This window comes from Priestia sp. GS2 (assembly GCF_036409025.1).
GTDB lineage: Bacteria > Bacillota > Bacilli > Bacillales > Bacillaceae_H > Priestia > Priestia aryabhattai_A.
Genome location: NZ_JAZGJX010000001.1, coordinates 915932 through 930208, shown reverse-complemented (window position 1 = coordinate 930208; position 14277 = coordinate 915932). Strand labels below are relative to the sequence as shown.

The following is a 14277-nucleotide window of genomic DNA, read 5'->3' as shown; positions in this document are numbered from 1 at the left end:
TCCTTACTCGTTTCCGTTCGGTTCTTCTCCCTGTGCTTTCTCTTTGTTTTGACCCAATAAAGGATCTTCTTCCTCCATTGCATGGCTAATTCGTTCCGCCATTAACTCATACCCTTTTTTATTAGGATGAAACTCGTCTTTTCCTAAGAGGTTGTCAGGAGAATCGTAAAAGATATCATCTACTTTCACATATGTTACATTTCCATAATTCATTGCCACTTGTTGACTTGCTTGGTTCCATTCATCAATTACAACATTAATCTCTTTCATATCACTTAGCGTTTTAAAAAATGGATTATAAAATCCTATTAAATAAATATGTGCATCTGGGTTTAGCTTTCGAATTCGTTGAAAGACCTCATTTAAACGTTTTTCATATTTTGATTTTTCTGATTCAAATGTTTTAATTGAAATATCATAAAAATAGTCCCTTACAACTTTCATTACGTCGTTACCACCAATTGTAACATAGATCATGTCTGCTCTTGAAACTTTGCTCGCAATTGACGGATCTTTCAGTCTTGCTAACAGCTGATCCGTACGATTACCTTTTTTGCCCAGGTTAGAAATTGTTACATTTCCCACTTCGTTTTGCTTAGCAATATACTGTTCAATAAAAGGTACGTATCCACCTTTTTTGGATTCATCTCCTATACCTTCCGTTAACGAGTCGCCTATCGCAACAGCTTCTAATTCCACAGGGAAAAAGCCCTTTGGTATTTGTTCCTTTTTTGTAAGCTGAACTTCTTTTTGATCTACAACGTCCTCTTGGTTAACAAGAAAGGTAGGCTGAGAACAGCTAGCTAAAGTGACAGAGCACACGCTTGCCACGATTATTTTTTTCCATCTTTTCATCACAACACCTACTTACTATGCTGTATTCTAGTTGTCACCTTGCTTGACTAGATTTACTATAGCGCACTTATATATCTTTATATAGTAACATACCTTGTCAAGGGCGGTCTTTTCCATGTCTATAGTATATGTAGAAAGATGGATAAGAATGTTTATTCTAAAAAAAGGTAACCATGAATTAAAATACGACTTTTAACTCATAGATACCTTCTTTTTACTTACTTAACGTTTTCATATCTTTAATAATCTCGTCATATGGAGTATCTCCTACACCACTATAAGACTTCATAACAGTGCCTTCTTTATCGATCAAATAAAAAGTTGTAGCATGAATAACTTGCGGATCTTTTTCTGGCTTTTTCACAACAGCTTTAAATTGGTCCAACGCAAATTTTTCAATTTCTTGTTGGGTGTAACCCGTTAGAAAATGCCAATTCGAAAAATCTGCATTAAACTTAGTAGCAAACTCTTTTAATTTATCTGGTGAATCATTCTCTGGATCTACACTAAAAGAAATAAAATTAGCATCAAGTCCCTCTTCTTTCACCATTTTCTGAAGCTTAGCCATATGAGCAGTCATTGGTGGACAAACTGTTTCACAATTTGTAAAAATAAAATTAGAGACCCAAACCTTCCCCTTAAGATCGTCTAGACTAACTTTTTTATTCTCTTGATTTGTATAAGTAAAAGAATTGAGCTTCCAATTTAAAGGGTCTTTAATTTGTGATCCACAAGCTGCTAAAACAAGAATTAAAACCAAACACAGTAGCATCAGCTTTTGATTGTTGTTTTTCAATATCTTTTCCCCCAGTACGATGGTTTACGTTTTATATGCTGGTATTAAAATAGTAAACGTAGATCCTTTTCCTTTCTCACTTTCAACCGTAATTTTGCCTCTCATTTCTTCTATAATTTGATACGATACCATTAAGCCAATCCCTGTACCTTTTTCTTTTAATGAATAAAAAGCTGTTCCTAGCCTCTCCAACTCTTGTTTCGTCATTCCTTCACCGGTATCTTTAATTGCAATTTGAACTTGATTATCTTGTACATCAATAGACACAGAGAGCTTTCCACCATCTTGCATAGCTTCAATACCATTTTTCATAATGTTAAGAAGCACTTGGTTAAATTCATTTTTATTGCCTCGAACGTATGCTAACTGATTCGTTTGAATTTCAATTTCAATATTGCTTGTTAACAGTGCATATGAAGACAATAAATCAACTAAGCTCGTTACGCTTACGATGCAGTCAATAATATCTACTTCTTTTACCCCAGGTCGTGCTAAAGATAAATAATCGTTAATGATAACTTCGGCTCGGTCCATTTCGCTAATCATTAAATGAATATAACCCAACTCCGATTTTGTTAGCTTTTGGTTATCTTGAAACAGCTGTAAGAAACCTTTTACCACGGTCATTGGATTTCGAATTTCATGCGCGACAGATGCAGCTAACTGACCAATTGCATTCATCTTCTCTGCACGCTGAAGCTCCTTTTGAAGTTTCGTTCGTTCCATAATAATCTCAAGTTCATCCAGAGCTTTTTCTAAATCTCCACTAGACTCCAAGCTCGGTTGCTTTACTGCCAACTGTTCTTTTGTAGCAGCAACCTGCTGGAACAAATGCTGTAATCTTTGTGTCATTACATTAAACTGCTGGCTGATTTGACCAATTTCCGAAGCATCTTTCTGCTGTAATTTAACTTGAAAGTTACCATTACTAACTGATTTAATGCCCTCTACTAATTCTTTAAGAGGCGCCATTACCACGCGCAGCCCCCAATCTTGAATAAAAATAATGATTGTAAATAGAAAAAGAAGAGCAAAAAATAGTAATGAAAACAAACGCTGCTGATAAATTGTCATTACGCTAGCATCAACATCAATTGCCAGCATAGCAATAACTTCGCCTTTTTCGTTTAAAATAGGAGAAAAGGCAGTAATCCATGTCCCAAACTGATCCGTATATGTATCTGTTATCGCTTCTGTTTTTTCTGTTTTCGCTTTCATAAAATGGGTATAAAACTCTTTTTTTCCATAGTATATCATAGAAGGGTTAAGCTGTTGACGCACCTTTGGATTAGCAGTAACAACTATTTTAAATCCATGATTTTCATAAGGTTCTACTGTAAACAGATGACCTTGTAAATATTCTGGACTTGCCTTATAAATACGCTCAAACTGTTTCTCAATCCCTGTTCGAGCTAAAGCACTAGGTAAATCTTCTGCCTTAACAGATTGCGTGATCTCATTAGGAGATAACGTCTCTTTCCAAAGCTTTGTTGTCGTTAGTGCATTCTGAGTGAGTAACTGCTTGGTCGTTACGTTTTGGAGATAGTAGCTAACCGAAGCTGTCCCAACTCCAACAATAATAACAATTAACGTGGAGAACAAAACAGTTTTGTTAAACACACTTAAATTCCGAATATAATTTCTCATGATTGCACTCCATATAGATTTTTTTCAAAATAGACAATGGTTACTTTTTAACTATTATAACATTTTTTCACCACTATTAACGTTGAAGTCTATATGATTTTCCCAATAAAAAAGTGACCTGCTCATCAGACAGATCACTTTCAGTTCATTCAGCAAAGTACATAAACCCGATTGCGCCAACCCCTGTATGAGTAGATATAACAGGTGTTGTCTCTTCAATTATAAAATCTTCATAGCCACAGGCAGCAATAATCGATTCTCTTAGCTTTTCAGCTAGTTCACGCCCTTCTGCATGTACTAATCCGATACCTTTAATTTGCTTTCCTGCCGTCTCTTCGACGATTTGCTTTGTTAAAAATTTCACGATTTGAGAATGACTCCTAACCTTTGCAACAGGCGTATATACCCCATCAGCAAGTGAAGCAATAGGCTTAATATTTAGTAGCGAACCAATTAACGCTTTACCTCGTCCAATTCGCCCACCTTTTATTAAATTTTCTAACGTATCGACTACAACAAATAGTGTCGTATTACGACGAATTTCATCCAAACGCTGGACAATTTCGTGCATTTCAGAACCCTGTTTAATCATATCCAGAGCTTCAAACACCTGAAAAGAGAGCGCTTTTGAGATATACATAGAATCCACTACGGTAATATTTCCATCTACCATTTTAGCAGCACTTTCTGCTGAACGTACTGTACCACTCATACCGCCTGTCATATGAATTGATAAAACATCGTATCCTTCATTTACAAGGCGCTCATATACTTCAACAAAGGCTCCAACCGCTGGCTGAGAGCTTTTTGGTAATACATCAGACCTTTTCATCTTTTCAATAAAATCACTTGGCGTTATTTCAACTCGATCTAAATATGTTTCATTATCAATATTAATCGATAACGGAACAATTTCAATACCATATTGAGCTGCTTGCTCTACGGTTAAATCTATTGTTGAATCCGTTACCACTTTAATTTTCGTCATGAGTTCACCCCTACAAAATCCTTTGCGCTCATTATAGCATTGTTCTAAACTTGGTTACAGCAATATCCTAAAGTGTTTGTTACTACGTTAGTATAATACAACTATTTCACGTAAAACATAAAAAGTTGACTACGCTGAAGAATCCAGAATAGTCAACTTTTTCTCTTCAAGCATTATGTTTTAATGCGTCAGACTTAAATAGCTGTTCATAATCTTTCCATTTCAACACACGTTTTAAATATTCTTGAAACGAGTAGGTTTGTTTCGGCATGGATTTCTTCATAATATCCGTTATCAAAGCATTTAACTTTACAGAGATTATAAACCGAAATGTGCTATCTTCCTCCAATACTGGAATATCAATAATTTTTACCTTTTGACCATTCTCATGTTTAAATTCAAGGCTTTTCAATAGCAAGGCGATCAACCCTCTTTTTACCCGTTTCTTTTATTATACATGGTAAACTAATTACTTGTCTTTTCATTTTTACTTTATTTTTAGAAAAAATGTCTCATGGACATCATATTCGACGTACAATGAGACATTCCTTTGTCATACCGCTAATTTATTACAGGCTATGCTATCAATTTTAAATAAATAAATGGAACAAGCTGCTTTCTTTATTAATTTCCGTATAAGGAAATCCTTTTTTATCCATTCGGCTAATTAATGGATAATAATCCTCTTTATGTTTTAATTCGATACCCACCAACGCTGGACCGCTATCTTTGTTATTTTTCTTTGTATACTCAAATCGTGAAATGTCATCGTTTGGCCCAAGCACTTCATCTAAAAATTCCCGTAGTGCTCCTGCTCTCTGAGGGAAGTTCACAATAAAATAATGCTGCAAACCTTCATACATCATGGAACGCTCTTTGATTTCTTGCATACGACCAATATCGTTGTTTCCTCCACTGATAACGCACACTACTGTTTTTCCTTTAATTTGTTCACGATAAGAGTCTAAAGCAGCGATGGAAAGTGCACCGGCAGGCTCTGCAATAATTGCATTTTCATTATAAAGGGATAGAATGGTTGTACAGACTTTCCCTTCAGGAACAATAACGATATCATCAACCACTTCTCGGCTAATCTCGTAAGATACGCTACCAACGGTTTTTACGGCTGCCCCATCTACAAATGGATCAATAGACTCAAGCGTTACAACTTCCCCTCTATCAAAAGACGTTTGCATTCCAGCTGCTCCAGCAGGCTCTACGCCAATAACTGCTGTTTTAGGAGAGATACTTTTCACATAAGTCCCTACGCCTGAAATTAGACCGCCTCCCCCAATACTTCCAAACACATAGTCTATTTCATCTTCACAATCATTAAACATTTCAACAGCAACCGTTCCTTGTCCCGCAATTACATCAACGTCATTAAAAGGGTGAATAAACGTTCTCTTTTCTTCTTCACTGCACTGGATCGCTGTTTCATAGGAATCATCGAACGTATCACCTGTTAAAACAATCTTTACATTATCTCTCCCTAAAAATTTAACTTGGTTGACCTTCTGTCGGGGAGTAGTGCTAGGCATAAAGATTTTGCCATCAATGTTCAAATGGCGACAAGCATAAGCCACACCCTGTGCGTGATTACCGGCACTTGCACATGCAATTCCATGCTCTAACTCCTGCTTCGTCAATTGCTTAATACGATTATACGCTCCTCGAATTTTAAATGAACGAACGACTTGCAGATCTTCACGCTTCAAATACACGTTACATTCATAACGTTCAGAAAGCACATCATTGCGCTGTAGTGGTGTATGTACAACAACATCTTTAATCATTTGATTCGCAATCATGATGTCCTCTAACTGTACATGTTTTGTTCGATTATCTACTTGTTGTTTCATAACCAACTTCCTTCCTCTTCCTACCTTTTTTTAATTTGTACATTATATCACATAAAATTTAGAAAAATCATTATTTTTAGTTAATCTTTTGATTTTTTTTAATCAGCATATTTTTAGCAGGATAGTAAACAGTAAAAAAAAGATCGAAAGCTGGTGAGTAACATGGAGTATACGTTAAAAAGCATTGATAGTGCCATTCCTTGTGAAGTAACTGTTGATGATGATAATAGACGATACATGCTGAGAAATGCAGATACAAGCGGGGAAGTGTTCAATTCAGCTTCTGAGCTTACGCAATGGGTCCAAAAACACTGGAATGAGAAACAATTTGTTAATCCAGAAGAATTTAGACAATTAGTTCATCATTTGCAGGAATATATTGAACAAAAAAAGCGTCTCACTTAAGAGACGCTTTTTGATTGCATTGGATGATGATTGTTTAAAGCTTGAATAATCTGCTCACGAACTTCATGGTGAATCACGTTTGGATTACTTTCTGCATCTAGATGCGTTGTAATTGCAGGTAAAACTCGTATGGTTACATCTGCTTTTTGGAACCCAACTTTAGACTGTTCCATAATTTTCGATGTTCCTTGGATAGCAACAGGGACAATTGGTACCTTAGCATCTAGCGCAATCCTTATACTTCCTTTTTTAAACTCACCAATTCCTTCGCCTTTACTTCGTGTCCCCTCTGGAAAAATGACCATTGAATGCCCTTCTTCGAGTAAGCAAACACTATCTTTTAAAGCTTGAACCGATGCTCTGCGATTAGCTCGATCAATGAACACACAGTCCATTACTTCCATCCACCTTGCAACAAGCGGAATTTTTTTTACTTCAATTTTTGAAAAGAAGCCGAATGGCTTTTCTATAAAACCAAGTAAAACGGGAACATCAAAGTTGCCTTCATGATTACTTACAAACAGAACTGGCCCCTTGGGAATGTTGGATTTTCCAGTTATTTCAACGTTGGCTCCAGCAATTTTTACAAGAGTGCGCGCCCAGTGTTTAGGGATCTGATGCTGTTCTTGTCTTTTACGCTCATTACTCCACTCAGTTGGCAGCCGCTTCATTTTAGATAGAGTAGGTAAGCTGAAAATAAGATACGTAAAAAAGTAGATAAAAAACACAATCATTCGAATCATTTTCATTCTATTTCTCCCAATAAACATACTGACTTGCTGTGGGTAGTTATTTCATTATGAACGTTCATAAACTGTGAAGTAGTAAACATAGGGATTCTTTTCATCCTTAATACCTTGCTTTTTGGATACTTCTTTCCAAACTGATGAATCAATTTCAGGAAAGTATGTATCTCCTTCAAACGCCTCTTCTATATGAGTAACGTATAAACGAGTCGCCACATTCATAGTTTGCTCATATACTGTTGCTCCACCAATTACAAAAAGCTCACTTTCCTCTTCAAGAGACATAAGATCGTCAACAGAGTGAATAACTTTTACACCTTCATGATGATAGTCTTTATTCCCTGTTAAAATAACGTTGCGTCGGTTTGGAAGAGGCTTGCCAATTGATTCAAACGTTTTACGTCCCATTACAATTGTGTGGCCCATTGTGGTTTGCTTGAAATACTGTAAGTCAGCTGGCAAACGCCAAGGTAAATCATTTTCTTTCCCAATTAGGCGGTTGTTGTCCATCGCTACAATTAACGAAATCATACGCTAACCGCTCCTTTAATATGAGGATGTGGATCATACTCAACGAGCTCGAAGTCTTCAAATTTAAAGTCAAAGATAGATTTGACTTCTGGGTTAATCTTCATTTTTGGTAGGGAACGAGGTTCACGCGTTAACTGTAGGTTTACTTGTTCAAGGTGATTTGTATAAATATGAGCATCCCCAAACGTATGAACAAAATCACCTGGTTCTAAATCGCACACTTGAGCAACCATCATTGTCAGAAGGGCATAGGATGCAATATTAAAAGGTACGCCTAAAAAAATATCAGCTGAGCGTTGGTATAGCTGACAAGATAATTTACCATCTGCTACGTAGAATTGAAATAAGCAGTGGCATGGCGGAAGCGCCATGTTATCAACATCCGCAACGTTCCACGCACTTACCATCAACCTTCTTGAATCTGGATTATTTTTAATTTGATGAATAACATTTGTTATTTGATCAATGGTACTTCCTTCTGGTGTTGGCCAAGAGCGCCACTGGTGACCATAAACAGGGCCTAATTCTCCATTTTCATCAGCCCATTCATTCCAAATACGTACGCCGTTATCTTGTAAATATTTGATGTTTGTATCACCGCTTAAAAACCATAATAATTCATGAATAATTGATTTTAAATGAAGCTTTTTAGTGGTTAAAGCAGGAAACCCTTCTTGAAGGTTAAATCGCATTTGGTAACCAAATGTACTAATTGTTCCTGTTCCTGTCCGATCTTCTTTTTTCGTTCCATGTTTCAGTACATGTTCACATAAGTCGAGATATTGTTTCACTTCCGACACTTCCTTTTTCAAAAGTCTTTCTCTATTGTATAGGCGATTTTTTCTCATGTCTATGAGAAAGTGCAGGGTTTCTTATAGAAAAAATCCAAGACATAGCTGACTGATTCCTTCATGGAGACGATTCATCCCGTTTCTAAACGATATAGTTTTCAAAACATGTTCGCTCCATTGTTACAAACACTGTCCTTTAAAATTTGTTCCTACTCAACAAAAAAATCCGAGCTATAAAAAGTAGTTAACTTTAAATAGCTCGGATAAATCATCAGCTGAAACGTTTATATCCCAGCCTCTTTTCATCAATTAAATACGATTGTGCGATTACCGTAAACTAAAATTCGATCTTCTAAATGCCATTTTACCGCTCTTGCTAAGACCGTACGCTCAATTAAGCGCCCTTTTTTCTTCAGTTCTTCCGCATCATCTCGGTGATTTACTCGTTCGATATCTTGTTCAATAATCGGTCCTTCGTCTAGATCATCCGTTACATAATGCGAAGTAGCACCGATTAGCTTAACACCACGCTTGTACGCTCGCTCGTATGGCTTTGCACCGATAAAAGCAGGTAAAAACGAATGATGAATATTAATGATACGATATGGATTTTCGGCTACAAATGTCGGCGTTAAAATCTGCATATAACGCGCTAAGATAATTAAATCTATGTTATAGTCCTTTAATAATTGGAGCTGCTGTGCTTCCGCTTCAGCACGAATTTCTTTTGTTGCAGGAATGTGATAGAACGGAATTCCAAAAGACTCAACGACTTCACGCGCATCTTCATGATTACTAACAACTACGGCAATGTCGCTCATTAAGTCGCCGCTTTCCCATGCCCATAGTAGTTCTAATAAACAATGTAACTCTTTTGACACGAAGATCGCTGTTCTCTTTAAACGATGTGCGTACGTAAACTTCGCTTCCATTGAAAAGGATTCTGCAATCGATTGGAAAGCTTCTTCCATTGCTGGTCCTTTTTCATCCAAACGGTCGCATTCAAATTCAAAACGAATAAAAAATGTTCCACCTTCTGGATTAGTTGAATGCTGACTAGACTCTACAATATTTGCTCCTTGTTCAAATAAAAACGTAGAGACAGCCGACACAATTCCAGGTTGGTCTGAACAGCTAATTAACAACCGCCCTCTATTTTTATACTTCTCTTTGTATGATGTTACGTGTTGCTCAATATGCGATTTCATAAAGTTCCCTCTCTCTTTGAATGTACAGACTATTCTATCATTATAATGAAAGTTTACCGATTATCAAGCGTCATTCTTATTTTTAGAGTAAGGATTCGCTTCTTCTTCATGCTGAAGCTCTGCTAATTTCGCGTAATGAGGCTTCATACTATCCATAATATCTCGATAGACTGGCAGGATTTTTTTATATACTTTCACATTTTCAGCAATCGGCTCTAAGTGTGTAGTTTTTCCAACCATCTTTTCTACCACATTGACGGATTCAACCTCACCGATTGCATAGAGACCTAGTACAGCTGCGCCAAGACAAGAGCTTTCAAAACTTTCCGGAATTCTTACTTCTGCATTAAAAATATCAGCCATCATTTGCTTCCATACTTCAGAACGAGCAAATCCACCTGAAGCTTTAATTTCACGAGCAGGTCCAATTAGTTCTTCAAGAGGCTCTAACACTGTATATAGATTGTACATAATTCCTTCCAACACCGCACGGATCATGTGCTCTTTACCATGATGAAGAGATAGCCCGCTGAATGAACCCCTTGCGTCTGCATCCCATAAAGGAGCCCGTTCTCCTGATAAGTAAGGGTGAAAAATAAGCCCTTCAGCTCCAGGCCGAATTGTATCGGCCATTTTCGTCAGTAAATCATATACATTCACATCTAAACGCTCAGCAACTGCAGATTCACTTTTGGCCAATTCGTCTTTTGCCCATCGTAAAATCATTCCACCGTTATTAATAGGGCCTCCTACGACCCATAAGTCATCCGTAAATGCATAACAAAATGTTCGACCTTCTTTATCTAGAACAGGCTTTTTTGTAACCGTTCGAATTGCCCCACTTGTGCCAATTGTAATGGCAATCTCACCTTGATGGATAGCATCTAAGCCTAAGTTAGATAATACGCCATCGCTTGCCCCTATTACAAAAGGAGTATCCTCATTAATTTTAAGCGTATGAGCGATTTCACTTTTAATCCCTTTGCTCACATGTGTTGCTGGCACAATAGTAGATAGTTGAACAGAAGAGATTTCTGCATTTGTTAACGCAACTTCATCCCATTGTTTTGTTTCTAAATTAAGCATTCCTGTTGCAGAAGCAATGGAGTAATCCACTATATACTCATCAAATAATTTATGGAATATATATTCTTTAATTGAAATAAATTTAGCTGTTTTTTCAAAGATTTCGGGGTGCTCATGCTTTAACCATTTAATCTTAACAAGAGGTGACATAGGATGAAGAGGCATACCCGTTCGCTTGTATAGTTCCATTCGTTGATTACAAAGCTTATCTGCATATGTAGCCGCTCGCTTATCAGCCCACGTTATACAATTTGTAAGTGGCTCACCACTTTCATCAACAGCAATAAGGCTATGCATCGCGCTGCTAAAAGATACAACTTTTAAATCTTCTTTATTTACCTTTCCCTTTGCCACTACTTTCTTAATTGTTGATAGGACAGCTGCAAAAATCTCATCTGGCTTCTGTTCAGCTGTTAGGGCATCCGGCGTATGAAGAGGATACCCAACATGATGTGACTCCTTCACTTTTCCATCAGCAGTAAATAAAACCGACTTTGTTGTTGTTGTTCCAATATCAACACCTATCATATATGTTGTCACGTTACTTAACACCAACCTTTTCTCTCTGCGTTCTTTATTTATGAGGTTTTCCTAAAATGATTTAAACCATGCTTCCGCACATGAATTACACACTACTCTTTTTACCTGATGCCTTGCATTTAAAACATATAGCATTAGATCTAACAACCCAAAAATGTAAAAGTAAACACTTCTATTCATAAGGTACACCTGCTACAGTCTAAATCTTTGCGACCTATACCGTAACTTCATTCTATATAATTTAACAGGAACATAGGTTATATTGTGTAAGCGTTATCATTAAAAGGAGGGGTTAAATTGGAGGTTGTTATAAAAAAGAAATTGCCGAATTGGCTAAAGAAAAAACGATGGAAAATTACCATGACAATATTTATTGTGTTTCTGCTACTTGCAGTCATAACAGGGGTATACTTCTATTGGTTTCTACATAAAAGCTTGCCACAAACTGAAGGGAAAATAGAAATTAATGGGTTAAAAGCGGAAGTAAGCGTTTATCGTGATGCAGCAGGAACTCCTCATATTGAAGCAAAAAATCAACATGATCTCTTCTTGGCTCAAGGATATGTAACAGCGCAAGATCGCATCTTTCAAATGGATTTAAGCAGAAGACAAGCTTCAGGTATGCTAAGTGAAGTTGTGGGAAAACAAGCACTTGAACGAGATAAATTTTTTCGAACATTAGGATTAAGAAGAGCTGCTGAAAAATCAATAGCGCTTTATTCAGAAGAGGCAATAAGTGCGCTTCACTCCTATACTGAGGGAGTAAATCAATTTATTAAAGAAGCAAAAGCAAACAATACGCTACCAGTCGAATTTACCATTCTTGGCTATGAACCAACGGAATGGTCCGAACTGGATTCCTTGACAATTGGTAAATATATGGCATTCGATCTTGGTGGTCATTGGGAAGGCCAGGCATTTCGTCATTACTTACTTCAGAACTTCTCAGAAGACAAGGCTCTGGAGCTTTTTCCAAGCTATCCAAAAGACGGGCCTACCATTATTAATTCAGTAAAAAACTCTACGCTTAATATAGAGAAAAGTTTTGCTAAGGCCGTTGTTCCCCATGAATTTAATGGAAGTAATAACTGGGTCATAAGTGGAGAAAAATCTGCATCAGGCTTTCCAATTTTAGCTGATGATCCTCACCTTGGTTTAGCCACACCAGCTATTTGGTATGAAACTCACCTCCGTTCCCCAGAAGTTAACGTCAGTGGTGTTATTTTCGCAGGTATTCCAGGCATTATTCTTGGGCGTAATGACACTATAGCATGGGGCGTAACAAACGTTGGACCAGATGTACAAGATCTTTATATTGAAAAGCGTAACCCTGAAAACAAACACGAATTCTTGTATAAAGACAAATGGGAACCTGCAGAAGTTATAAAAGAAACCATTCCAGTTAAAGATGAGAAAGCTGTAAACTATGAAGTTGTGATAACAAGACACGGCCCTATATTGTCTGAATTTGCTCATTACGAAGAAGCTAACACAGCTCTTTCAATGAGATGGACTGCACTAGATCCTTCCGCAGAGCTCGAAGCTGTTTTGAAATTCAGCAAAGCAAAAAATTGGGAGGAATTCAAAGATACCTTAGAATATTTTCATACGCCAGCCCAAAATTTTGTTTTTGCCTCTACTGATGGAACGATTGCATATCGTGCAAATGGCTTAATACCGATTCGGAAAAAAGGAGATAGTTTACTACCTGTTCCTGGTTGGACAGATGAGTATGAATGGAATGGCTACATCCCTTGGGATAAGCTGCCTACTATTGTCAATCCCGAGAAAGGTTATATATCAACAGCAAATAACAAAATAGCTGGGAGTGAGTATCCTTATCACCTCTCCAACATATGGGCACAACCGTATCGTCAGCAACGAATTCAAGATGTGCTAGAATCCAAAGAAAAATTAAATGCTAAGGATATGATGCATCTACAACTTGACCATTACAACCTCCAAGCGGAAGAGTTTACACCAATTTTATTAGAACACCTTGATACCTCTACCTTAAGAGAGATAGATAAAGAAGCTCTTAAGACCTTGGAAGACTGGAATTTTACAGATGACACCGAGCTAGCTGCACCTCTACTCTTCCATTTTTGGATGGAAGAAATAGCAAATGTTTTATTTAATGAAGAGATTAGTGATGACATGCTAAAACTGTTCACTGGAAAAGCCCAAGTAGTTGATCAACTCTTACGACAAGCACATGAAGGGAAAGAAGGAATATGGATGGCTGAAAATGGCGGTTTGCCAAACGTGCTACAAAAATCTCTAAAGAATGCCGTCAATCGTGCTAGTTCGTTTCAAGGAGAAACACCTGCTAATTGGAAATGGGGCGAAGTTCATGCGGTCACGTTTACTCATCCATTATCATCCGTTAAGCCTTTGCATCTTCTTTTTAATGCAAAAGGCTCGGTTCCAATGAGAGGAAGCCGCGTGACCGTTGGAGCTGCTGGTTGGAATAGTGAAACGGGAGAAGTGAACCACGGAGCATCTTGGAGAACGGTCGTGGACATGAAAAAACCTTTGGAGAGCTACAATATCGTTGGTCCCGGTCAGTCAGGTCATGTAATGAGTCCTTGGTATCTTGACCAAATGAATGATTGGACTGAAGGAGCTTATCATATCACATGGATGAGTGAGAAATACCGTGAAGCCGCAGATTTGCTGATATTAGTACCACAGAATTAGGGCTTATACTCAAGCATGAAAAAGAATTTTAGAAATATAATAAATAGCCGATGTAGAAAGTGTGTTGATTTCTACATCGGCCTTAGCATTTTAGGATAGTCAATTTTTTTAGGGCTTACGAA

Annotated in this window: 13 protein-coding genes; 2 read left to right on the top strand and 11 right to left on the bottom strand. The window is 37.3% G+C overall.

All coding sequences use genetic code 11. The annotated features are described in order from the left end of the window. Window positions 1-3: 3 nt before the first annotated feature. The 6 genes from V2145_RS04765 to ilvA form a co-directional block, all read right to left on the bottom strand. A complete protein-coding gene (locus V2145_RS04765; RefSeq protein WP_131888118.1) occupies window positions 4-855 on the bottom strand; it encodes a GDSL-type esterase/lipase family protein in 852 nt (283 codons plus the stop codon). Window positions 856-1069: 214 nt separating this feature from the next. Next, entirely contained in the window at window positions 1070-1627 is a 558-nt protein-coding gene (locus V2145_RS04760) for an SCO family protein (protein WP_094913227.1), read from the bottom strand. Between the two features lie 48 nt (window positions 1628-1675). After that, window positions 1676-3298, bottom strand: a complete 1623-nt coding sequence (locus V2145_RS04755) for an ATP-binding protein (protein WP_131888119.1) — start codon at window positions 3296-3298, stop codon at window positions 1676-1678. Window positions 3299-3443: 145 nt separating this feature from the next. Next, entirely contained in the window at window positions 3444-4286 is an 843-nt protein-coding gene (locus V2145_RS04750) for a DegV family protein (protein WP_094913213.1), read from the bottom strand. A 166-nt stretch (window positions 4287-4452) separates the two neighbouring features. After that, entirely contained in the window at window positions 4453-4704 is a 252-nt protein-coding gene (locus tag V2145_RS04745; protein WP_094913214.1) for a DUF2535 family protein, read from the bottom strand. Window positions 4705-4876: 172 nt separating this feature from the next. Further along, on the bottom strand, window positions 4877-6148 hold the full coding sequence (ilvA, locus tag V2145_RS04740; protein WP_094913215.1) for a threonine ammonia-lyase IlvA: 1272 nt from the start codon (window positions 6146-6148) through the stop codon (window positions 4877-4879). Window positions 6149-6310: 162 nt separating this feature from the next. Here ilvA and V2145_RS04735 point away from each other — a divergent pair, with 162 nt between their 5' ends. Then, complete coding sequence (locus V2145_RS04735; RefSeq protein WP_330987370.1) at window positions 6311-6553, top strand: hypothetical protein; 243 nt, start codon at window positions 6311-6313, stop codon at window positions 6551-6553. Here the strand turns inward: V2145_RS04735 and V2145_RS04730 are convergent. The 5 genes from V2145_RS04730 to gntK all read right to left on the bottom strand — a co-directional run bounded on the left by V2145_RS04730 (window position 6550) and on the right by gntK (window position 11443). Continuing rightward, complete coding sequence (locus V2145_RS04730; RefSeq protein WP_311857107.1) at window positions 6550-7302, bottom strand: lysophospholipid acyltransferase family protein; 753 nt, start codon at window positions 7300-7302, stop codon at window positions 6550-6552. The genes V2145_RS04735 and V2145_RS04730 overlap by 4 nt on opposite strands. A 48-nt stretch (window positions 7303-7350) precedes the next feature. Then, the gene (locus V2145_RS04725) at window positions 7351-7830 is read right to left on the bottom strand and encodes a dihydrofolate reductase (RefSeq protein WP_311857106.1); all 480 of its coding nucleotides are present in this window, start codon (window positions 7828-7830) and stop codon (window positions 7351-7353) included. Continuing rightward, on the bottom strand, window positions 7827-8621 hold the full coding sequence (locus tag V2145_RS04720) for a thymidylate synthase (protein ID WP_094913218.1): 795 nt from the start codon (window positions 8619-8621) through the stop codon (window positions 7827-7829). The genes V2145_RS04725 and V2145_RS04720 overlap by 4 nt, the downstream gene beginning before the upstream one ends. A gap of 305 nt (window positions 8622-8926) precedes the next feature. Beyond that, window positions 8927-9829 carry a formyltetrahydrofolate deformylase gene (gene purU / locus V2145_RS04715; RefSeq protein WP_311857105.1) on the bottom strand — a complete coding sequence of 301 codons (903 nt, stop codon included), beginning with the start codon at window positions 9827-9829 and terminating at the stop codon, window positions 8927-8929. 63 nt (window positions 9830-9892) lie between these two features. Further along, window positions 9893-11443, bottom strand: a complete 1551-nt coding sequence (gene gntK / locus V2145_RS04710; RefSeq protein ID WP_311857494.1) for a gluconokinase — start codon at window positions 11441-11443, stop codon at window positions 9893-9895. Between the two features lie 309 nt (window positions 11444-11752). Between gntK and V2145_RS04705 the strand changes: the two genes are divergently transcribed. Then, window positions 11753-14155, top strand: coding sequence for a penicillin acylase family protein (locus V2145_RS04705; RefSeq protein ID WP_330987369.1), 2403 nt, complete (start codon window positions 11753-11755; stop codon window positions 14153-14155). Window positions 14156-14277 lie beyond the last annotated feature (122 nt).